General features: G+C 66.2%; 16 protein-coding genes. 4 read left to right on the plus strand and 12 right to left on the minus strand.

Going from position 1 to position 19,644, the window contains the following annotated elements; all coding sequences use genetic code 11:
• Positions 1–114: 114 nt before the first annotated feature.
• Positions 115–1,443: a calcium-binding protein gene (locus ACQR1L_RS23455; protein ID WP_434860291.1), complete on the minus strand. Its 1,329-nt coding sequence runs from the start codon at positions 1,441–1,443 to the stop codon at positions 115–117.
• Between the two features lie 492 nt (positions 1,444–1,935).
• Here ACQR1L_RS23455 and ACQR1L_RS23460 point away from each other — a divergent pair, with 492 nt between their 5' ends.
• Positions 1,936–2,580: an AAA family ATPase gene (locus ACQR1L_RS23460; RefSeq protein ID WP_434860292.1), complete on the plus strand. Its 645-nt coding sequence runs from the start codon at positions 1,936–1,938 to the stop codon at positions 2,578–2,580.
• A 10-nt stretch (positions 2,581–2,590) separates the two neighbouring features.
• Here the strand turns inward: ACQR1L_RS23460 and ACQR1L_RS23465 are convergent, their stop codons facing one another.
• Entirely contained in the window at positions 2,591–3,043 is a 453-nt protein-coding gene (locus ACQR1L_RS23465; RefSeq protein ID WP_434860293.1) for a hypothetical protein, read from the minus strand.
• 159 nt (positions 3,044–3,202) lie between these two features.
• Here ACQR1L_RS23465 and ACQR1L_RS23470 point away from each other — a divergent pair, with 159 nt between their 5' ends.
• Entirely contained in the window at positions 3,203–4,696 is a 1,494-nt protein-coding gene (locus tag ACQR1L_RS23470; RefSeq protein WP_434860294.1) for an exopolysaccharide biosynthesis polyprenyl glycosylphosphotransferase, read from the plus strand.
• Here the strand turns inward: ACQR1L_RS23470 and ACQR1L_RS23475 are convergent.
• The 3 genes from ACQR1L_RS23475 to ACQR1L_RS23485 are packed head-to-tail and all read right to left on the minus strand — an operon-like array spanning position 4,690 to position 7,976.
• Positions 4,690–5,475 (minus strand): class I SAM-dependent methyltransferase, encoded by a 786-nt coding sequence (locus ACQR1L_RS23475; RefSeq protein ID WP_434860295.1) that lies wholly within the window; start codon positions 5,473–5,475, stop codon positions 4,690–4,692. The genes ACQR1L_RS23470 and ACQR1L_RS23475 overlap by 7 nt on opposite strands.
• Positions 5,476–5,480: 5 nt before the next feature.
• On the minus strand, positions 5,481–6,584 hold the full coding sequence (locus tag ACQR1L_RS23480; RefSeq protein ID WP_434860296.1) for a glycosyltransferase family protein: 1,104 nt from the start codon (positions 6,582–6,584) through the stop codon (positions 5,481–5,483).
• A 6-nt stretch (positions 6,585–6,590) separates the two neighbouring features.
• Positions 6,591–7,976, minus strand: coding sequence for a lipopolysaccharide biosynthesis protein (locus ACQR1L_RS23485; protein WP_434860297.1), 1,386 nt, complete (start codon positions 7,974–7,976; stop codon positions 6,591–6,593).
• A gap of 247 nt (positions 7,977–8,223) precedes the next feature.
• Between ACQR1L_RS23485 and ACQR1L_RS23490 the strand changes: the two genes are divergently transcribed.
• Both ACQR1L_RS23490 and ACQR1L_RS23495 read left to right on the plus strand, forming a co-directional pair.
• Positions 8,224–9,360, plus strand: coding sequence for a glycosyltransferase (locus tag ACQR1L_RS23490; RefSeq protein WP_434860298.1), 1,137 nt, complete (start codon positions 8,224–8,226; stop codon positions 9,358–9,360).
• Positions 9,357–10,835 (plus strand): hypothetical protein, encoded by a 1,479-nt coding sequence (locus ACQR1L_RS23495; protein ID WP_434860299.1) that lies wholly within the window; start codon positions 9,357–9,359, stop codon positions 10,833–10,835. Before ACQR1L_RS23490 ends, ACQR1L_RS23495 begins: the two co-directional genes overlap by 4 nt.
• 75 nt (positions 10,836–10,910) lie before the next feature.
• On the opposite strand, the gene ACQR1L_RS23500 is transcribed toward ACQR1L_RS23495, so the two are convergent.
• The 7 genes from ACQR1L_RS23500 to ACQR1L_RS23530 all read right to left on the minus strand — a co-directional run bounded on the left by ACQR1L_RS23500 (position 10,911) and on the right by ACQR1L_RS23530 (position 19,398).
• Complete coding sequence (locus ACQR1L_RS23500; RefSeq protein WP_434860300.1) at positions 10,911–11,882, minus strand: glycosyltransferase family 2 protein; 972 nt, start codon at positions 11,880–11,882, stop codon at positions 10,911–10,913.
• The gene (locus ACQR1L_RS23505; protein ID WP_434860301.1) at positions 11,776–12,903 is read right to left on the minus strand and encodes a glycosyltransferase family 4 protein; all 1,128 of its coding nucleotides are present in this window, start codon (positions 12,901–12,903) and stop codon (positions 11,776–11,778) included. Before ACQR1L_RS23505 ends, ACQR1L_RS23500 begins: the two co-directional genes overlap by 107 nt.
• Positions 12,891–13,643, minus strand: coding sequence for a hypothetical protein (locus ACQR1L_RS23510; protein ID WP_434860302.1), 753 nt, complete (start codon positions 13,641–13,643; stop codon positions 12,891–12,893). Before ACQR1L_RS23510 ends, ACQR1L_RS23505 begins: the two co-directional genes overlap by 13 nt.
• Positions 13,644–15,911: a polysaccharide biosynthesis tyrosine autokinase gene (locus ACQR1L_RS23515; protein ID WP_434860303.1), complete on the minus strand. Its 2,268-nt coding sequence runs from the start codon at positions 15,909–15,911 to the stop codon at positions 13,644–13,646.
• Between the two features lie 97 nt (positions 15,912–16,008).
• Positions 16,009–16,638 carry a hypothetical protein gene (locus tag ACQR1L_RS23520; RefSeq protein WP_434860416.1) on the minus strand — a complete coding sequence of 210 codons (630 nt, stop codon included), beginning with the start codon at positions 16,636–16,638 and terminating at the stop codon, positions 16,009–16,011.
• A gap of 134 nt (positions 16,639–16,772) precedes the next feature.
• Positions 16,773–18,107, minus strand: coding sequence for an O-antigen ligase family protein (locus ACQR1L_RS23525; protein WP_434860304.1), 1,335 nt, complete (start codon positions 18,105–18,107; stop codon positions 16,773–16,775).
• 94 nt (positions 18,108–18,201) lie between these two features.
• Positions 18,202–19,398 carry a polysaccharide biosynthesis/export family protein gene (locus ACQR1L_RS23530; RefSeq protein WP_434860305.1) on the minus strand — a complete coding sequence of 399 codons (1,197 nt, stop codon included), beginning with the start codon at positions 19,396–19,398 and terminating at the stop codon, positions 18,202–18,204.
• Positions 19,399–19,644: the final 246 nt, after the last annotated feature.

Here is a 19,644-nt window from a genome sequence, read left to right on the forward strand (position 1 = left end):
CACGGCCAGTTAACGACCCGGATATCACCGAAGAGCGTAAATCCGTCGCCGGCGCGGCCGGCAAAAGAAAAACCCCGCCGAGGCGGGGTTTCTCCGTCAAGATGTCGGAAGACATCAGCTGAGCTTGACCACCTGGTCGGTGAAGTAGAGCTCCGACACACCAGTGAGATGGATCTGCTGGCCGTCGTTGAACACCAGATTGTAGCTGCCCGAGCCGGAGTCGTAGTTGAGCGACTGCACGTCCGAGAAGGCACGGTCCTTGAAGCCCGCGATATCGGTGCCGCCACCGCCGATGATGGTGTCGTTGCCGATCTTGGTCTCGATGTGGAAGGTGTCGTTGCCGGCACCGCCCTCGAGGGTCGAATTCGCGCCGGTGCCGCCGTAGACCCAGAAGTCGTTGTGCGAACCTGCGCCGCCGGTGTCCTTGAAGTAGTCGCCCTGCTGGCCGATGATCGTGTCGTTGCCGGCACCGCCGATGAGCGTATCGTCGCCGGGCGCCCCGTTCGAGCCGGAGTCGTAGAGGTAGGTGTTGCCGCTGCCAGCCTGCAGCAGCTGGTGAGAACCGGTGCCCGCCACCAGGAAGCTGTTGCCCGAGCCGCCGTACAGCGTGTCGTTGCCGCCACCGCCATACAGACTGTCGGCGCCAGCGCCGGCATGAAGAACGTTGGCTTCGCTCGAATGGGTGCTGCCCGAGCCCAGGATGTTCCAGCCACCAACGCCGCTGCCGGAGAAGAGCACCGAGTTGGTGCCGCCATGCAGCTCGCTGTGCCCCGTGCCGCCGTTCAAGGTATCGGCGCCATAGCCCCACAGCGTATCGTTGCCGCTGCCGGCCGTCAGCGTGCTGCTCCCGGACGAGATGTCGCGCAGGACGTTGTTGCCCGAGCCCTCAACCTTCAGAAGCTGATGCGCACCCGTGCCGGCCTGAAGGAAGTTGTTGCCCTCACCGCCGACCAGCGTGTCCGAGCCGCTGCCGCCGTAGATGCTGTCGTTGCCGTCGCCGCCATAGAGATAGCTGTTGCCGGCGCCGCCGCCGATCACGTCCGCGCCGTCGCCGCCGTAAACCGTGTCGTTGCCGCTGTCGAACAGGTTGACGCTGTCGTTGCCCTTGCCCATCGCGATGAACACGCCGTTGCCGGCGTTCTGGCTGTCCGTCACGTAGAGCTGGTTGCCGCCGGCGTCATCCATGATGATCGCCTTCAGCGTCGAGCTGGTCTGCACCGTCGTCGAGTTCGTCACCTCGAGGACCTGAACGATCGGGGGAACGGTACCGCCGGAATACGTCCCGCTCTCGACCCAGGCCTTTTTGCCGTCCTCAGCACCGGAGGTGTACACGCCATTCGATTCGAGCGACGAAATCAGCGCTGCCTGCACGGTCGGATCGAAATGCCCGGACGCCGTGAGGTCGGAGTTCAGCTCCGTCTTCGTCAAATAGGAAACGGTCATGCCAGGACCCCAAGGTTAAAATCCACACAAAAGCTCGAACGCACGCCAAAACGGTCGCGCAGATCCAACAGACGAATTCGCATCGAAATCAGCAGCCCCTGGAGCACGCCCAATAAATTGGCGCGATCCGACGTGTTTTGTTAAGTGAACGTTAAACGAGCAAACAGAGGAGTCAAGCGAGATAATTCATGAAACGGCAACTAAAACCGCGAAATTCGTGAAGAACGTCATACTCCGGTTAAGTCGATCTTCACCCATCCACCTACGAAACGCAGTACTGATGTTCCCACGCCTTCCGAATTCGCCGAGAGACTCCGCAGTCACCCAGCGAATTCAGAGCGGGTTCCCAAGTTATCGGCGTTAATACTTAGGGCGGCGCAATGTTGCCGCATGTATAGCTGGACACTTCTTCAGTTGCTGCAATGCAATGTACTTGCAACCAACTTCACGGGACTGATCGAACATATCTGATAACGTGTAATCTTGAGACCGATGGCAACGATAATCACTGTGGCCCAGCGTAAGGGCGGGGTCGGCAAGACCACCATGGCAATCTGCGTCGCCGCGGAGCTCGGACGGCGTGGGCACGACGTGGCGCTGGTGGATGTCGACCCGCAGCGCTCGGCCTGCCATTGGGCCGAACTCGGCAATCTGGAGATGCCGGTCTACGAGATGGGCCTCGATGAAATGCCGGTCGCGGCCTGGGCCCGCGAGATCCGGCAGATCAAAGCCAATCTCCTGGTGCTGGACACGGCGCCGACCGAGCGCGAGATGGGCGCGACGATCGCCCTGGCCGATCTGATTCTCGTGCCCTGCACCGCCTCGGGCCTCGACATCGAGGCCACCGCCCACACGATGACCATCATCAATGCCGTGCGCCGGCGGCGCTCCAAGCCGGTGAAGGTCCTGCTGGTGCCGAATCGAATCGATCGCCGCACCCTCGAGGGCCGGCAATTGGTCGAGGAATTGCGACAGTTCAAGGAGCCGCTGGCTCCGTCGGTGGCCAGCCGCTCGGCGTTCGTGCGCGCCTTTTCCGTGGGTCAGTCGGTCGCCAGCTATGCCCCCGGCCAGGCCGCCGACGCCGATATCCGCACGCTCACCGATGCGGTCGAAAAGGCCCTTCCGCGGCGCAAATGACGCCCGCGAATCAGAATTTCTCCACGAACTGGAAACGGAAATCCTTCTGCGAGGGCATGGTGCCGAGCACCGCTTCCTTGCGGCCGTAGCCGGGGACGTCCAGCGACACGCAGCCGCTGCCCTGCAGATAGCAGACCTGGATCTTGATCGCCTTGGGACAGCCGTTCTCCGCGTTCACGACGTGATCGAACAGCTTGGCATTGGTGACGAAGGCGCGGGCAAAGCCGCTGACCGACAGACAGGGCTTTCCGGAAAAATCCTTGTGGCGCTGTGTCTCCGTGCCGGTTCCGGTCACGGCGATCTCGGGGGCAATCCGCGTCTGATAGGTGCCGCCGACCTGGGGACGGCCGCTGAAGCCGCTGCCGGGCGCGCCGGCGGAGGTCTGTGCGGAGGCGGGCTGCCACGCCGCGGTGGGGCTGGACAGTGCGGCAATGACGGCACCGGACAGCAGAATTCGCAGCATGGGACTCATCGGGACCGCCTCTTTGCGCCAGCACAGCCACGCTCTTACGCGCGAATTTGTTCGAGATGTACCGTTGTTCGGGTTGTCTATGGTCAACAACCCGTTAATATGACGAATGTTAATCGACGCGATCATATGTTAATGGCGGGACCGAGCGGCATGCTGCATTCCCGAGGACATGCCCGGGTCGAAACGCTGGAATCGACGTCCGATAGAACAGCGCGACCCATCCCGCGGCTTAGCGCCGGCGGGCAGCCGGCCGGCTCGCCCGGCGGCGGCAAGCTGTCGCGCAGCGCCACGTCGGCGGGCAAGTTCATCGCGCTCGAATTCGGCACCGTCTCCACCACCGCCTATCTGACCAGCCTGTTCTATCACCGCCTGGTCGTGCCCGAGCTGCCGATCGCGGCCGAATATACGAGCGCGGCCGTGCTGCTGGCGGCGCTGTATTGCGGCGCGGCTCTCGGCCTGCGCGACTTCACGCATCTGCAGAATTTCCGCCACCGGCGGCTGCTCTGGAACGCGATCCGCGCCACCAGCATCGCGTTCGCGTTCCTGGTCTCGGGCATGTTCCTGCTCAAGATTTCCGACGAGTATTCGCGCGGCGCGTTCGTCGTCCAGTTCATCACGGTCTGCCTGGCGACCCTGTCGCTGCGCGGCGTGCTGATATCGCGGCAGCAGCGGGCGCTGGAGCGCGGCGAACTCTCGCTCCGCCGCGCCTTCATCGTCGGTGACCTCCGGCAATCCCGCGGTCTGTCGCAACGGCTGCGCGACAACGGGGTGATCACGGTGGCTCAATTCACCCTCGACCAGCTCGAACGGCCCGATGGCGTGCGCGCGCTGATCGACGCCTGCCGGACCGCCGGCGCGGACGACATCTTCGTGCTCCCGAGCGCGGATGAGATGAGCCGCATGCCGACGATCATCGACCATCTGTCGCAGTTGCCGGTGGCCGTCCACGTCATGGTTCCCGGGCTCGACGGACTCCTGTCAGCCTCGGAGGTCGTGGAATTCGGCGACGTCGCCGCGGTCCAGGTCCAGGGGCGCCCGCTCTCGGCCGTCGACGAGGCGCTCAAGCGCGGCTTCGACGTCATCGTGTCGGCGGTCCTGCTGATCGCCCTGTCGCCGCTGATGCTGGCTGTGGCCGCGCTGATCAAGGCGGGCGATCGCGGCCCCGTGCTGTTCCGCCAGGTGCGCCACGGATTCAACAACCAGGCCATCACCGTCCTGAAGTTCCGGACGATGCGCGTCAGCCCGGTGGAGGATTTCCGCCAGGCCACCCGCGACGATCCCAGGATCACCTGGCTAGGCGGCTGGCTCAGGCGGAGCAGCATCGACGAGCTGCCGCAACTGATCAATGTGCTGCGCGGCGAGATGTCGATCGTGGGGCCGCGCCCGCATGCGCTCGCGCACAACCGCATGTTCGAGGAACGCATTCCGCCGCTGTCGCGCCGGCACAACATGAAGCCGGGCATCACCGGCTGGGCGCAAGTCAACCTGCTGCGCGGCGAGACCGATACGCTGGAGAAGATGCAGAAGCGGATCGACTACGATCTGTTCTACATCGACCACTGGTCGTTTCTGTTCGACCTGAAGATCATCCTGCTCACGGTGATCATGCTGCTGTCGGTCAACAACTACCGCCAGAGCTACTGACGCTCGACGACTTGATTGCTCGAAGATTTGGTCGCCATGGCGATCAGGTTCTGGCTGTAGATGCCGTTCGTCATGTCGCCGGTTTCCACCGCGATGACGAAGCGCAGCACCGACCGAACGAGCTTCCAGAGCGCGAGCCGGATCATGCTCTTGAGGCCATGCGGGATCGGCGCGTCCTCGGCGCAGACGACATCGGCGAAGCCCGCCGCGCGCAGCAGGGCCCCGAGCGACTGCCGGGTGAAGGCCAGCTCGTGGGTGAAATCACCGTAGCGGATGCGGCCGAAGAACGGCGATTCGGCATTCGGCGCATGAATGATCCAGCGGCCGCCCGGCTTGAGCACCCGCAGCGTCTCCTGCGCCAGGCGCAGCAGGTCCTGCTTGGTGAGGTGCTCGATGACGTCATAGGTCACGAGCGCGTCGAGACTGCCGTCGGCGGTTCGCGCCAGCGCCTCGAACAGGTCGCCCTGCCGCACGCCGGAGATGCCGAGCCGCTGCGCGATCGCGACCTGTTCGGCGGAGCCGTCGACGCCCTGGAGGCGGCGGTAGCCCTCGCGTTGCGCGGCCAGCAGCAGGACGCCGTTGCCGCAACCGAGATCGAGGATCTCGGCGTCGCGGTCGGCGGGAAAGAACCGTCGGACGAGATCGCGCATCACCGGCATGCGCGGAGCCATGTCCTCCTGCGACGCCGGCGCGGGGCCGAAGCCGCCCGACGACACGTAGCGCTGATACATGAACTGATTGGGGTCCTGGTCGGGTCGGCGTGGAGCGGTCGAGTCCATCGGCGTCATCCTTCGACCTTTGCGGGCCGGCCGGCCGCGGCATTCAGTTCCGGAAACAGCGTCCGCAGCACGGGGCTTCGGCCGATCGCCTCGGCAAGCCGCGAGGCATTGTCGTAGCCCGACGATTGCGCGCGCAGCCAGCCCGCGCGCGCGATCCGCGCCCGCCGGGGCTCATCCGCGAGCAGTTGCCGAGCCTTGGCCGCGAGGTCGTCAATATCAGTGAAGAACACCGCCTCCTGCTCGTCGCGAAAGCTCTGCTCGAGGCGCGAGGCCCGCTCGGCCAGCAGCAGGCCGCCGCAGGCCGTGATCTCGAACGCCCGGTGCGACAGCTCCTCCCAATTGTCCTTGGTGATGAAGGAGACGCTGATGCGGGAGGCACAGATGGTCTGGCGATAGGCGTCATCCCAGGCGCCGTCCGCGACCGTGCGGAACAGCGGCTCATGGCCGCGGATGGCCCGTGACCAGCCGTGGCCGAACAGGCTCACTCGTCCCGGCATGCGCTTCGCCAGGCCGAGCATCAGTTCGGTGCGGTGCGGGCGAATGCCGCCGCCGTCCTTCAGCGCGGTGCCGATGAAGCTGATGTCGTGCTGGATCGCGACCGGCTGCCCGGGCGCGAAATGGCGCGCCGGCGCAAAACCGAAATCCACCACCGAGACCCGGCGCGCGCCAGCCCGCTCGTAGTTGCGCACCACGCTGTATTTCGGCGTCATCACCTCGTCGACCAGGGGCACCAGGCCGAGATGCAGGCGCCACAGGCCGCGCTCGTGCTCGCCCCAGGGATTGTCGTTGTTGAACAGGACGATTGCGCCGACGCGGTCGCGGATCGCCCGCAGCGTCGCGGGGCGAACCATCCAGCCCTTGTCGATCCACAGCACGTCATGGGCGCGCTCGGCCGCCGCTTGCATCAGATCGGCGTTGACCCGCGCGATCACCGGCCCGACCTGCAGCCGCGCACGCAGGTGCCAGTCGATGCGGGCAGCGAGGCCGGACAGCGCAGGCGGCGGCAGCCGCGTCACCCGCGCTCCGATCTGCTCCAGCGCATCGGCGCGATCACGTGAGGTGGTCCCCGCGCCGTTGTCGCCGACATAGAGCAAGGAAGGTCCGGACATCACGCGTCACCGCCGTCCGAGCACGGTCGCGGCCTGTCGGCGCAGCCTGGTGAAGGACCCCGCGAGGTCAGTCATCTCGCTCATGATGTCGCGAAACGGCAAGGCCAACCAGCCCTGCAGCGCGCGCCATAGCAGGAGGGAGATCGCGGCCTCCCCGATGATCCCGCCGATCAGCACGCCCGGCAGGCCCGCCACAGGCACGAGCGCGGCGCCGAGCGCGATCGAGGCCGCGGCCGTCGCCAGGGTGATGATCGCAACCTTGCGCATCGCGTTGACGCTGATCAGCGCCTGCGCCGCGATCCGCCCGGGCAGCCCGGCGCCGGACATCAGGAGATAGAGAATCATCAGCTCATGATGAAACGCGATCTGGTGCCGGGTCCATCCGTCGAAGATCAGGGGACCGAGGATCATCAGGGCCAGCGACACCGCGGCGAATGCCAGCAGCGACAGCTGAGCGACGAAGGCAATGAGACGCACGAGCTGCGCGCTGTCCTTGCGGCCGGCGGCGTGGCTGATCTCGACGCCGGCGGGCGCCATCACGGTCAGGAACAGCTGGTCGACCAGGCGCATCGCCGTGGCGTACACGGCGTACACGGCAACGGCCGGGCCGCCCAGCAGCGCGCCGAGCACGAGCCGCGGTCCCTGGATCATCACGCCCTGGGTCGCGAAATTGTAGCCGCTGAAGCCGAGGGCGGGCTGGAGCTGCTCGCGCAGCCAGCCGATGTCGAAGATGCGCAGATCCACGCGGGCCCACGGCGCCAGCCGGCGCGCAACGACGATGACGACGGCGAGATCGATCAGCGCCGTCGTCGCGGTCAGGCCGGCGACGTGCACGGGCTGCGCGCCGAATCCTGCAATCGCGATGATCGCGGCGGCGAGCTCGGTCAGCTTGATCGCGGTGGCGATGTTGTAGGCCGCACCGTACTTGCCATTGGCATAGAGCACCGCAGCCATCAGGCCGCGCAGCGTCTCGAAGCAGAGCTGGGCGGCGGCACAGGCAAACACCACCACCACCGCCCCGGCACCGATGCCGTCGAGATGGAACCAGCGCGACAGCGGCAGCGCGGCGAGCGCGATCATCACGACGACCAGAATCAGGGGCAAGGCGATCAGCGCCAGATTGCAGGACATCTGGAAACTGCGGCGCGCCCGGTCGCGATCGCCGGCGGCCACCGCCATGATGAGGTCATTGGTGGCCGTGGCGACCAGGCCCAGATTGACATAGGCCAGATAGGATGTGAGCGCGACCAGCGTGACCCATTGGCCGAACAGGTCGACGCCCCAGTGCGAGATCTGGACCGGCACCAGCAGGATCGGATTGAGCGCCATGGCCAGGCGCCAGACCCCCTGCCCGACCAGGCCGATGGCCAGCCGGCGCGCTAGCCCTGCCATGACGGCCGACACGGAAGACAGCCGGCCCGGGGACCGCGCTGCGCCTGGGAGATGAGGTTCATGTCGATCGTCACGAGAAAGGTCGGCTGCACCGCACGCTTCTAGCCAATAACCACGCGGCAGTCGCGCTTGCGCGCCCTTTTACCTTAATCGCCGCTTGCGTGGAGCGCACCGCCGCATATTCCCTCGGCGGCGCTGTTTTCGGCTAGAAAGCCGAGATTCATTCCGGGCGCAGACCACCGCGAGCATGCCTCATCCCAAGCGCATCCTTCTCATCGGCAACTACGCGCCCGACCGGCAGCATTCGATGCTGCGCTATGCGGACTGGCTCGCCGGCGCGTTGCGTGCGGAAGGATGGCAGGTCGACCAGATCGCGCCGGAGCCGCGCCTGGCGGGTTCGGCCCCGGGCCATCGCGCGCTGCGCAAATGGCTTGGCCTGATCGACAAGTTCGTACTGTTCCCGCTGCTGCTGCGGCGGCGCGCCGGACACGACGACCTGGTCCATATCTGTGATCACTCCAACGCGGCTTACGTGTTCGCTTTGCCGGGCCGTTGCGTCAGCCTGACCTGCCACGATCTCATTCCGATCAAGGTGCTCGGAGGCGAGGTCCCGGGCCAGGCCCTTGCCGGCACGAATGCCTGGCTGCAGCGCCTGATCCGGTTCAGCCTGCGGCACATCCGGAACCTGGTGTTCGTGTCCGAGGCGACGCGGAGCGATTTCCTGCGCCTCATCGGTCCGGTGAAAGGCGTTGAAGACGTGATCTTCAATCCCGTGATCGGCTTCGGAACGATGACGCCGGCCCGCGCGCGCGAGCTGACCGCGGCCGCCGGTATTCCGGTCGACCGGCCGTTTCTGCTGCATATCGGTAGCAATCTCTGGTACAAGAACCGGCACGGCGCCCTGGAGCTGTTCGACCGGCTGCAACGCACCGATGTCGCCGCCCTGCGCGATGCTCTGATGGTCTCGGTGGGACCGGCGTTGCCCGAATCGCTGCTCGCAGGGCGAAAGGGGCTGATCGTGATCAGCGAGGCGGACGACGCATTGATCGAAGCGCTCTACAGCCAGGCCGAGGCGCTGCTGTTTCCGTCGCTGGACGAGGGCTTCGGCTGGCCGATCATCGAGGCGCAGGCCTGCGGCTGTCCCGTCGTGACCTCGGATCGCGAGCCGATGCGCAGCGTCGCCGGTCCCGCCGCGCTCAAGATCGATCCGGAGCAATTGGACCAGGCTGCGCAGCTGATTGCCGCGCATTGGGACTGGCTGAGGACGCAGCGGCAGGCTGCGCGCGATCATGCCAGCCAATTCACATCCGCCGCGGCGGCCGCCAGATATGCCGCGTTTCTGACCACCATGGCCGCGGCCATGCCGACGGAGCCGGTCCGATGACGGCGGCCGCAACGATCGGCCGGCTGGGCGGCGCGATCCTGCTCCTGGGCTTCGCGCTGCTGCTGTGGCCCAGCCAGGTTACATTCGCCGCGGCGGCGTTCGTCGGCGCTGCGATCGGACTGATCGTGCTCTATGTCAGCATCGACGGCCGCGACCAGATGCGGATCTCATGGCTGCTCGCGACCGCCCTGCTGCTGGCCTATGACGGCGGCTCGGTCTCGACCTATCTGAACGCAGGTTCTGCCCAGGAATTCGCGATCCTCACCAAGGACCGTCCGATCGAAGCGATCTGCTCGGCGCTGGCGCTGGTTCACGTGATCTGCGGCCTGCTGCTGCTCGTGGGCCGCTGGGAAACGTCCACCAGCGGGACGATGGCCGAGACCACTACCGACAGCCGGTTTTCGCTGCTGCTGGCCTGTGGCGGCCTCGGACTGATCGTGCTGGGCTACTTGGTCGGCGATCTCGGCTACATGGGAATCCAGACCGACGAGGCCGGCCGCGTGTCCGTCATCGGCGCGGCCGCGAGCCTGATCGAAGCGCCGCTGGCGGGCGTGGCCGGCTTTCTCACCGCGCGCGCCCGGCAGCCGCTGTCGCGGCTGTTCTATGCGATCGTCGTCATGCTGGTGACGCTCGCAGTGGTCCCGACCGGTCGGCGCGCCATCCTGCTGGTGCTGCTGGTCGCAACCATCGGGTTCGCGCTCGGCGGCGGGTTGCGCCGGCTCTCGCTTGGCCAGAAAGCGGCAGCGGTCGCGGTCGGCGGCGTGTTCGCCTATGTCACGAGCTCCTACTTCTTTGCGCTGCGGCTCGCGACCTGGGAGCTCGGCAACACCGCGGCGCTGCCGGACCAGCTCTGGCTCGGGCTGGAGTTCATGCTGTCGCCGAGCCTGAAGGAGCGGTTCAGCACGCTGTTCTACGACAATGTGCGCGAACGCACCTTCGTGCTCGGCTATCTCTCCGACCTGATCGAGGCGGTCAGCACCTCGGGCCCGCTCCATGGCGACGCGCTGGAATATTATCTGCGGCTCTGCATCCCCTCGGTGCTCGATCCGAACAAGGACCAGATCATCGCCTATCAGATGGTCGAGACGCTGGTGCATCCCAAGCTCGGACTGCCGGTGATCGACGAAGCCAACACCATCCTGACCGACGGCGTCACCGATTTCGGGATCGTCGGCGCGTTCGTCTATGCCGCCGGCCTGGTCGCGCTGATGCGCGGCGCGATCTGGGCCATCCAGCGCATCGGATCCCCGATCACGGTGATGTTCGGGACCTTCACCATCATCAGCCTGGTGCTGAAACCGGAGCTGACGCTCGATGAATATCTCGTGCCCTTGCGCAACCTCGCCGCCTTCATTCCGCTGATGTGGCTCGCGGAGGCGCTGCCGTCGCTGTCGCGCGGACCTTCGACCGGCGCCGCCGGCATGGGCGCCCGGAAGCTGCCGGTGCAATGGCCGCAGCGCGGCGGCCAGAACTGATCGTTCCGGCCTCGTCCGCGGCGGCGACGCCATGATGAAAAGCCTGCAGAGCGAGAGGGCGGCGAGGACTGACGATTAGGACGACGCGTCCGGCAGCAGCGGACGCCGGCCGGAGCGGAAGCCGTTGGCCAGATAATAGCGGATGGCGTCGCGCAGATGGCTGCGCTGCGTCCGGCTTGTCAGCAGCGAGCGGAAGCCGCCCGCGCTTGCCCGTTTCCCATCGGCCCGGACGCGCACCGAGGATGTCAGGCAAACCCGCATCCCCTGATTCCACGTCGCCCGCCCCAATTCGACATCCGACATGAACAGGAAGTAGCGCTGATCGAGACCGCCGAGGCGATTCCACAGCGAGCGGCGGATCACGACGCAGGACGATTGCAACCAATCGACGTCGATGAGGTCCGTCTTACCCTCGGCGAGCGGATCGATCAGGTGGATCTCGTTGCCCCGCTCCGGCCACAGCCGGCGCTTCAGCTGATGCAGCAGCGTGGGAAAATTGCGGGCGGTTTCGACCAGGGCGCCGTCATCGCTCACCTGCAGCGGCGCAACCACGCCGATCGATGGATCGGAGGCCGCGATCGCGATGAGACGCTCGATGCTGTCCGGCTCGTCCCAGATGATGTCGGGATTGCACAGCACGACGAAATCCGTCGGTGCCAGCGCCTGGACGCCGAGATTGCAGCCCTTCGTATAGCCGAGGTTGAGCTCAGGGTTCACCAGCACGAAGCCGTGCTCGGCCGCCGCCTTGGCGAGCCGCTGATGCTCGCCGCTGTCGGCCGAGTTCTCGACGACGGCGACGGTCATCTTCTGGGCGCCGCTCTGGCGCGCCAGGCTGCGCACGCATTCGACCAGCCGATCGGCCTTGAAGAAATTCACGATCACCACGGCAACCGTGGTCGTGTCCGGAAATGCCTCGATGACCGAGTTCGCCGAGCGGTGGCTACGGTCCGAAACCGAATTCTTGAGCGAAGACTGCGGCGAGGTCGCGCCCCGAAAGGCGCGGACAGGGGCGTGATCGCCATCCACTCGCTGCGGTAACATACGCATCCCGGCCTCTCATTGCCAGCTTAAGCCCGGCCAGAATCTCTGACGGGCTCCCAGTCCCCACCCTTAACATACAATTCGCGTCCGATATAAACTCTAACACTCCCAGGTTTTCGGTAACGATAACAGGGGTGCCATGCCATAACGCCTCCAGCGGCGTGAGGCCGAACGACTCGAAGCGGGTCGGACAGACGAAGAAGTCGATCTCATCATAGAACCGGTCGCGGGCAGCCCCGCGCAGCGGCCCTCGCCAGACGATTCGTCCGCGTTTGACCTCTTCTTCACTGACCCTGCGGATGCCCTGCAGGTAGTTTTCGGACGCAGGTCGCGGTTCCCCGGCGATATGAAGCTCTGCATCGGGACCGTCCTTGCGCTGCCAGGTGACGAATGCCTCGACCAGCTCGGCCAGGCCCTTGCGGGGCGCAATTTCGGCCATGAACCCGAAGCGGAGGGTCTTGGACGGGGATGGCCGGGAACCGGTCAGGTCAGGCCCGAGAAACGGTTCCGCGATCACCGTCGCCTTGGCGGCGAACAAGGGTGACAACAGCGAATGCTGCTGTTCCAACACCGAGGAGTAGATGATCCGGGCGGCCAGGGTCATCAGCGCCAGTTCCGCGGTCGCCAGATAGGGAAACTTTTTCACATCGCGCGGCCGCTTGAACTCCGCACGCGCCAGATTGCCTTTCGGACTGTAGATCACGCGAATGCTTCGACGGCGCGCCCGCACGGCAATCATGAGCGCCACGGGATTCCAGGCTCCCGCCACGAACACCGCGCGATAATCGGCCAGATCCAGGCCACGGATCACGTCGAACGCCAGCCCGCCGCCGCGCGGCGGCAGCGACGACAAGCGGCCCACATCGCGAATGAAGCCATCCTTGCTCAGGACATCGATGGTGATGCCGACAGCGCGGAGTTCGCGCGCCAGCAGCAGAATGCTTTCGGGCACGCCGCCGAAGCCGAGCGCGAATTGATGCGCGACCGCCAGCACAGCAGCGCGCCGCCCGGCGGCTACCGCTTCCATGGCTGATCGTCACTACGGTCGACGCCCGGGACGGGCACGCCGGGCATGACCGCATCGAGCGCGCGCGAGAACGGCTCGCGATGGATTTGTGGAACGTCGATCAGCCGCACCAGCAGCGCCATTCGGGCCTCCGGCCCGACCGCCGCATAGATCGCCGCCGCCTCGTCGTAGAGGCCGTTCTGGATCAGTTGCGCAAACTCGTTGACCGCCAATCCGGCGAGGTCGGAATCCAGCGCGGTGTAGCTCCCCAGCGCCGCCGGATTGCGCTTGAGGGCAACCCAGCCCTCGTTCGGTGCAGACACATAGGACTGCCGGAGGTCATCGAGATGCGCCGGCTGAATCCCGGTGCGGCTCTCCATCGCGAACAGCAGCAGCCAGAGATAGCCGTCCGTCGGACTACAGCGAAGTGCGGCGCGCAGGTCGGAGCGCAGCGCCGTCAGCGACTGATCCGCTTCGTCCCGGCGCTGCGCCGAGTTGGCGTCCTCATAGAGATAGAGGCGCAGGATCGCCTTGGCACGGCTCGCCGCCGGCTGACAGAGCCGCCCGATGGCGGCTCGGTCGACCCCTGCCATGGCTTGCGCGACCACTTCGCGCTGGAAGCTGCGCCCGCCGACGATCTGCGCCGCAATCCGTTCGGCATCGGCGGATCGCCAGAACGCCGGAAGCGCGAGGGCGGACCATGCCAGGAGAAGGCCGGCCAGGCAGATCGGGCCGGCGCGAACGAGGCCGGAAGCCGTCATTTACTCGGAGTATCCGTAACGCCGGTAGTAATCGTTCCGGTAATAGCCGCCATAGCCGTATCTCGACATCTGCTTGAGCTCGGCCTTGTTCAACACGACGCCGAGAAGCTGCTCGCGCAGATGCCGCGCGGAGTTCATGGCATGCTGCACGACATCGATCTTGGTGCGGCCCCATTCGACCACGAAGACGTAGGAGTCGATCAGGCCGGCCGTGGTGCGGACATCGACGACGGGCGCGAGCGGCGAGAGATCGACGACGACGTAGTCGTAGCGCTTGCGCAAATCATCGATCAGGTTGCGCATCGCCGCCGAGGCCAGCACCTCGCTGGTCTGGGCATGGCGCGACGGAATCACGGCCGGCAGCATGTCGAGCCCGATATCGGGCTCGCGCCACATCACCTGCGCCATGTCGCGCTTTCCGGAGAGCACCTCGAGCACACCGAACTCGGCCTCCGGCATCAATCCGCGGGTCAGCGAGGGATTGCGCAGATCGCCGTCGATCAGGATCGTGCGGGCACCGCTTTGCGCCAGGACTTCGGCGAAGCCGGCCGCGACCGTCGACTTGCCCTCGTTCGGCAGCGACGAGGTGAAGCCGATCACCCGGCCGGCACCGTTGCGCGCGGCAATGTCGGCCGCGACCTTGATGGCGCGGACGGATTCGGTGAATCCCGAGAACGGATTGTGCACCACGTGCCAGTACAGCCCGCCGTCCGGGACGACCTGTCGCGGCCCGCGCGGCGCGGTCGGCGCCGGCAGGCTCAGCTGCGGCTCGATCCGCGGCAGGATCGCGAGGCAGTTCGCCTGCAACTGTGCTTCGACTTCGTCGGTGGTGCGGAAGACGCGGTCGGAGAGGTCGCGCAGCCGCGCCAGCCCGAAGCCGAACAGCAGGCCCGCGGCGCCGGCGATCGACAGCACGATGCTGAGCCGCGGCGCGCTCGGCTTCAGCGGACGAGAGGCCTGGGTAATGATACGCGCCTCGGTGATCGGGAACGATTGCTGCTGCACCGATTCCATGTAGCGCTGCAGGAAGTTGTCGTGCAGCGCGCGATAGCTCTGCGACTTGCTCTCGAGGTCGCGCAGCGCGACCTGCGCTTCATTGGTGACCCGCGAGGCCGAGACGGCCTGTTCGACCTGCTTCTCGGTGCTTGCCGCGCGCTGCGTCGCGATCTCCAGATCGCTCTTGTAGGATTCGGCCAGACGCCGCAGCTCGTCCATGATCGAGCTGCGGATGCCCGCCATCTGGTTGCGCAGGTTGACCGCGGCGAGGTGGTTGCGGCCGTAGCGCGCCGACCAGTCCGCTTCGCGGGTCGCCAGGTCGAGATATTGCGAGCGCAGCTTGGACACCACCTGGCTGTTCAACGTGTCGGCCACGGTGCCGTCGACGGTCGATTCCGGATTGTCGGCGAGCAGCACGGCTTCGATCCGATCGAGCCGCGCCTTGGCTTCCGACACCTGGGTCTTGGCGACGACGAGCTGGCTGTTGAGCTCCGCCAGCTGCTGCTCGTTCATCAGACGGCCGCCGGACTCGACGATGTTGTTCTGCGCCTTGAAGTTCACCACCGTGCGCTCGGCGGCCGAGGCCTGCTCGCGCAGCTCCTTGATGCGGTCCTGCAGCCAGGACGTGGCGCGCTTGGTCGCCTTGTACTTGGCGTCGAGCTGATCGACGACATAGGCGTCCGCAACGGCGTTGGCGATCTGGGCGGCGCGGTCGGGAGACAGCGAGCGGAAGCCGATCTCGATGATGTAGGTCAGGCCGACACGGCGGACCGTCAGGCGATTGGCGAAGCTCTCTGTCGTCCGCCTCAGCCTGTCGAACTCCGAGCGGCTGCGGTCGCTGCCGAGCATGTCGCCGATCCAGCCGGTCACCGTCCCAATCAGCCCGGGCGCGCCGGCGAATTCGGGATCGTCGGTCAGGCGCAGGTCCTTGATGACCGCGAGCGCGATGGTCTCGGACTTGATGATCTGGACCTGGCTCTCGACCGAGGCGCTGTCGATCGGGATGTCGCCGAGCACCGACTGCTGCTGAAACAGCTGGTTCTTGCGGCTGTCGATGATCAGGCTGGCCGTCGCCGTATAGGTCGACGGCGTCGCCAGGAAATAGCCCGCGCCGAGGCAGAGGCTGACGGCGATAACGAGCAGAATGAACTGATACTGGCGGCGGAGAAAGCCGCTCAGGCTCGTCAGCATCTCGGCCGACGACACCACCTGCTCGGCAGCCGCCCGCGCCACCGTCGGGACGATGCGATCGAGATTAGGAAGAACGTTCATCGCGAACTCGCATGTCGTCGGCTGCGGACGGATCGTCCCGCTCGGCGGCTTGCCGCACCAGCCATCGGCGCTGGCGCTGGCGCTGGCACGGAGCAGCTTATGGCGAAGTGGTGGTCGAAATCGTAAACGTCGAGGTGGTCACCGACCCCGTGGACGACCCGGTGCCGGTCGTGTTCGGATTGTAGGTGAAGTTACCGGTCGGCGTGCTGCCGCCGCCGATATTCTGCGCCGAGCCGGTACTGGTCGGCGTGCTGCCCAGCGAGTTGGTCTGGCCACCCGCGGCACCGCCGGCGCCCGCGCCGCCGCCACCCGTCGCCGCCGTGCCCTGATCGTTGGCCCCGCCCGAATAGGCCAGGAAGACGTCCTGGTCCTTGGTCTCGGCGATCGCCGTCAGGATCTGATTGGCGTAGGCCTGATTGGTCTTCACGACCACCTTCGCCGCCTGCCCGAGCGCGTTGCCGATCGCGGTCTTCTGCGCCTTGTTGGCATTGGGAATCAGGCCGAGGATCGCGTTGAGGCTGCCGGGATCCGAGATCGCGACCTCACGAAGCAGCGACACCATCGCCGTGCCGCCATCGGGATTCTGCTGCAGGACTTGGCCGGGATTGGCGAGGAAACGCTGGGCAATGGTCTGCTGCTGGGCCATGGCGGCCACAGGAAGCATCGCGCCGGTGAGCGCGGCCGAGGCGAACGCCAGGGAGGCGGCTGCAACGATCGAGGACCTCACGTTTCTCAAAGCCCGTCTCCTTCACAAAAACCTAACATATTCATAACTTATCGGTTCATAACACGGGGGCTTCGCTCAGGCAAAGGTACTTGGCGTCGAGCGGCCCCGATCGCGGCGCAACGAAAGATTAACCTTTATGTCACCCCGGCGCGGCGACGCTGGGCCAGCCCGACCCCGACCAGGCTCAGTACAGGCACGGCAAAACCGGGAATCTGCAGCGAGAAGTCCACCAGGGAATGCAGGACCGCCATACCGCCGCAGACCAGGCCGGCGATGGGGAAGATGGCTCCGCTCCGGCGCTCGACCGCCCCGCGCCCGAGCAGCACGAAGACGACGATCCATGCGACAGAGATCATGCCCGCGAGCGGCAGCCCCAGTTCGGCTGCAAGCTCGAGAGGCGTGCTGTGGGCCCGGTCCCAGATCCCCCAGATCGACGGCTCGGCACCGCGATACCGCGGAAACACGTAACGAAACGACCCCAGGCCGGTGCCAAGCAGCGGGTGATCCCGGATCATGCGCCAGGTTGCGGCATAGGTCTCCAGGCGCCCGCCTCCGGTGATGCCATGGGCGCCGATGCGCTCCGTCACCTGGCCGCCGAGGAGCGCAAGCGCCGCCGCCATCGCCATCAGGGCCGAGCCCAGCCCCCAGACCAGGCCCCGTCCCGAGGTGATCTGCCGGCGCAGCAGCAAGGCGGCCGCAGCGAGCGCTCCCGCGAGCGAGAGCACCAGACCCGCGCGCGATCCCGTCAGCATGACGCAGACGAGGCAGATCAGCATGCCCGCGGCGGCGACGCCGAGCTTGCGGTCGAAGCTCACGGCCTGCAGCGAGCGCAAGCCCGCGTCGAAGGCCCGGCGCGCGGCCAGCCGCCGCAGCAGCAGCAATTCCCAGACGACGGCGCAGCAGCCGAAATACAGGGCGGCGGTGTTACGGTTCGGGAAGGTCGCATTCAGAACGTTGCGGTCGAGCACCTTGTCCCGCAGCAGCACGACGGAGGGATCGATCACATAGGCCGCGATGCCATAGACGGCATAGGCCAGGCCGGACCAGGCCACGGTCTTGAGCAGAACCTCCGCATGGGCCGGCGAGCTCGCGACGAAGAAGGCACAAGCCAGGGCGCCCAGGCAGGCGAGCGGTGCTCCGAGCGAAAACAGCGGCTGGTCGCGGACAAGTGACAGCGGCGCCGGCTGCTCCGCACCCAGCAATCGCGAGGTGGAGGCCCAGACGCCGTCCGGCGCAACGCCCAGCCACGGCTGCAGGCTCAACTGCTCATGAAGGACGACGGCTGAGAGCGCGACGATGAGCAGCGCCAGCGCCACCAGCAGCCCGTCGCCGCGCGCGCACAAGACCGGACGGCAGAAGGCGAGCGCGATGCCGAGCATCCCGACCAGGACGGCGATCGCGCTGGGGTCGGTGCAGGCGTAGGGCAGAGGCGCAAGGGCGATCAGTCCGGCAAGCAGCCAGCACGCCACGCGATTGCTGCCCCCCGCGCCGGGAGGCGCCCCGCGCGGGCGCATCATCCGTGTTGGGTCGCCCGCGGCGGACATGGTCCTGCCGACGCGCGGATCAGGGCGCCGTCTTGATCGCCGTCCGCAGGGCCGTTCCGTTCGCAGCGGCCACGATCGGATCGTTCACGGTGGCGGTCACGAGCCGGATGTACTGCATGATCTTGGCCGATTCGACGGCCTGCGCATTCGAGATGTACACCACGTCCTTGTTGCGCATCTGGAACTTCGTGGCCATGAAGTAGCTGCTGGGATCGCGGAAGTTCACGTTGTAGATGACGGGGACGACAGGTCCCGGGAAGCGGGCCGTGTCGATCCCGAGCTGCTGCGCTACCTCGCGGCTTTCACCGCGATACAGGAACACCGCCGCCGGATCAGCCGATGAATCGTTCAGGCCGCCGGCCTTGGCCACGCCCTCGGCCATCGAGATCCGCCAGGCGTCGAAGTTGAACTGGCCCTGCGCGCCGGAGGCGCCGAACGCCACGAAGGTCTGCGGCTCGCGATAGACGTAGATCGTATCGTTGGGCTGGATGTAGATGTTGTTGGTCGGCTCATAGACGAGCTGGCCGAACGGGATCGTGGTACGCCGGCCCTCGCGCTCGAGCATCACCCAGGTATCGAAGCCCTGCCCCTTCGGTCCGCCGGCGCGGGTGATCGCATCCAACATGCGTTCGCCGGCGGCATTGGCGGGGAAACGCGACGGCGCGTTGACCTCGCCGAGCACGCTGATCAACGACGTCCTCTGCTCGACCAGGGTCACCACGGCCTGCGGCTCGATCGCCCGGTTCTTGAGCGAATCGACGATGGCCTGCTGCACTTCCGCGGGGGTCCGGCCCTTGGCGCGGATCGCGCCGGCATAGGGGACCGAGATGAACCCGTTATTGTCGACGTTCTGGTTCGGGATCGTGACGTAGTTGCCGGGGCGAACACCGGCTTCGATCGGAATGAAGAGGCCGCCCGCCGCCGCCTCGAAGATCGTCACGCTGACGACGTCGCCGACCCCGAAGCGGATCTCCGACGGCGCACGCTTGAAGGACTGGGTGGGCGAGTCGGTCAGGCGCGGCGCGAACGATGCGAGAACGCGCTCGACCTCCGGAGTCACCTTGATCAGGGCGTAGGGCAGGCTCTGCTCGCTGCCGGCCTCCGAGGCCCGGACGGCATCCTGGTTGGGTCCGCTGGCTGGCATCAGCGTGCAAGCCGCGGACATCGATGCCACGGTTGCCACAATACCAGAACGCATAAGCCGCAAAATGGCCATCAGACCCCCAAAAACACGCTAGCGGTAACATGCCCTGTTCCGACTGAATAGATATCGCTGTCGCAGCAGGCCACCCCGTTTGTTATTAACAGATAAAACGTTGCAAAATCATCACAGGCCGCTAGCAGCCTGTTAACGATGAGAAAAACTCTCCCAGGGTGCGATTCGCCGGACGTGCCGCGGTACCATGATCGCCCTCTCGAGCGCGGGCCCTGCGGCCGCACCGATCCGTTGACGGCCGATCCG

Source organism: Bradyrhizobium sp. HKCCYLR20261, assembly GCF_051168435.1.
Taxonomy (GTDB): Bacteria; Pseudomonadota; Alphaproteobacteria; order Rhizobiales; family Xanthobacteraceae; genus Bradyrhizobium.

Coding starts and splice junctions, on each gene's coding strand:
- ACQR1L_RS23530 (WP_434860305.1), bottom strand. CDS start 19,398: ATGGCCATTTTGCGGCTTATGCGTTCTGGTATTGTGGCAACCGTGGCA.
- ACQR1L_RS23515 (WP_434860303.1), bottom strand. CDS start 15,911: ATGAACGTTCTTCCTAATCTCGATCGCATCGTCCCGACGGTGGCGCGG.
- ACQR1L_RS23490 (WP_434860298.1), top strand. CDS start 8,224: ATGCCTCATCCCAAGCGCATCCTTCTCATCGGCAACTACGCGCCCGAC.
- ACQR1L_RS23500 (WP_434860300.1), bottom strand. CDS start 11,882: ATGCGTATGTTACCGCAGCGAGTGGATGGCGATCACGCCCCTGTCCGC.
- ACQR1L_RS23505 (WP_434860301.1), bottom strand. CDS start 12,903: ATGGAAGCGGTAGCCGCCGGGCGGCGCGCTGCTGTGCTGGCGGTCGCG.
- ACQR1L_RS23510 (WP_434860302.1), bottom strand. CDS start 13,643: ATGACGGCTTCCGGCCTCGTTCGCGCCGGCCCGATCTGCCTGGCCGGC.
- ACQR1L_RS23470 (WP_434860294.1), top strand. CDS start 3,203: ATGCTGCATTCCCGAGGACATGCCCGGGTCGAAACGCTGGAATCGACG.
- ACQR1L_RS23480 (WP_434860296.1), bottom strand. CDS start 6,584: ATGTCCGGACCTTCCTTGCTCTATGTCGGCGACAACGGCGCGGGGACC.
- ACQR1L_RS23495 (WP_434860299.1), top strand. CDS start 9,357: ATGACGGCGGCCGCAACGATCGGCCGGCTGGGCGGCGCGATCCTGCTC.
- ACQR1L_RS23485 (WP_434860297.1), bottom strand. CDS start 7,976: ATGGCAGGGCTAGCGCGCCGGCTGGCCATCGGCCTGGTCGGGCAGGGG.
- ACQR1L_RS23475 (WP_434860295.1), bottom strand. CDS start 5,475: ATGGACTCGACCGCTCCACGCCGACCCGACCAGGACCCCAATCAGTTC.
- ACQR1L_RS23460 (WP_434860292.1), top strand. CDS start 1,936: ATGGCAACGATAATCACTGTGGCCCAGCGTAAGGGCGGGGTCGGCAAG.
- ACQR1L_RS23465 (WP_434860293.1), bottom strand. CDS start 3,043: ATGCTGCGAATTCTGCTGTCCGGTGCCGTCATTGCCGCACTGTCCAGC.
- ACQR1L_RS23455 (WP_434860291.1), bottom strand. CDS start 1,443: ATGACCGTTTCCTATTTGACGAAGACGGAGCTGAACTCCGACCTCACG.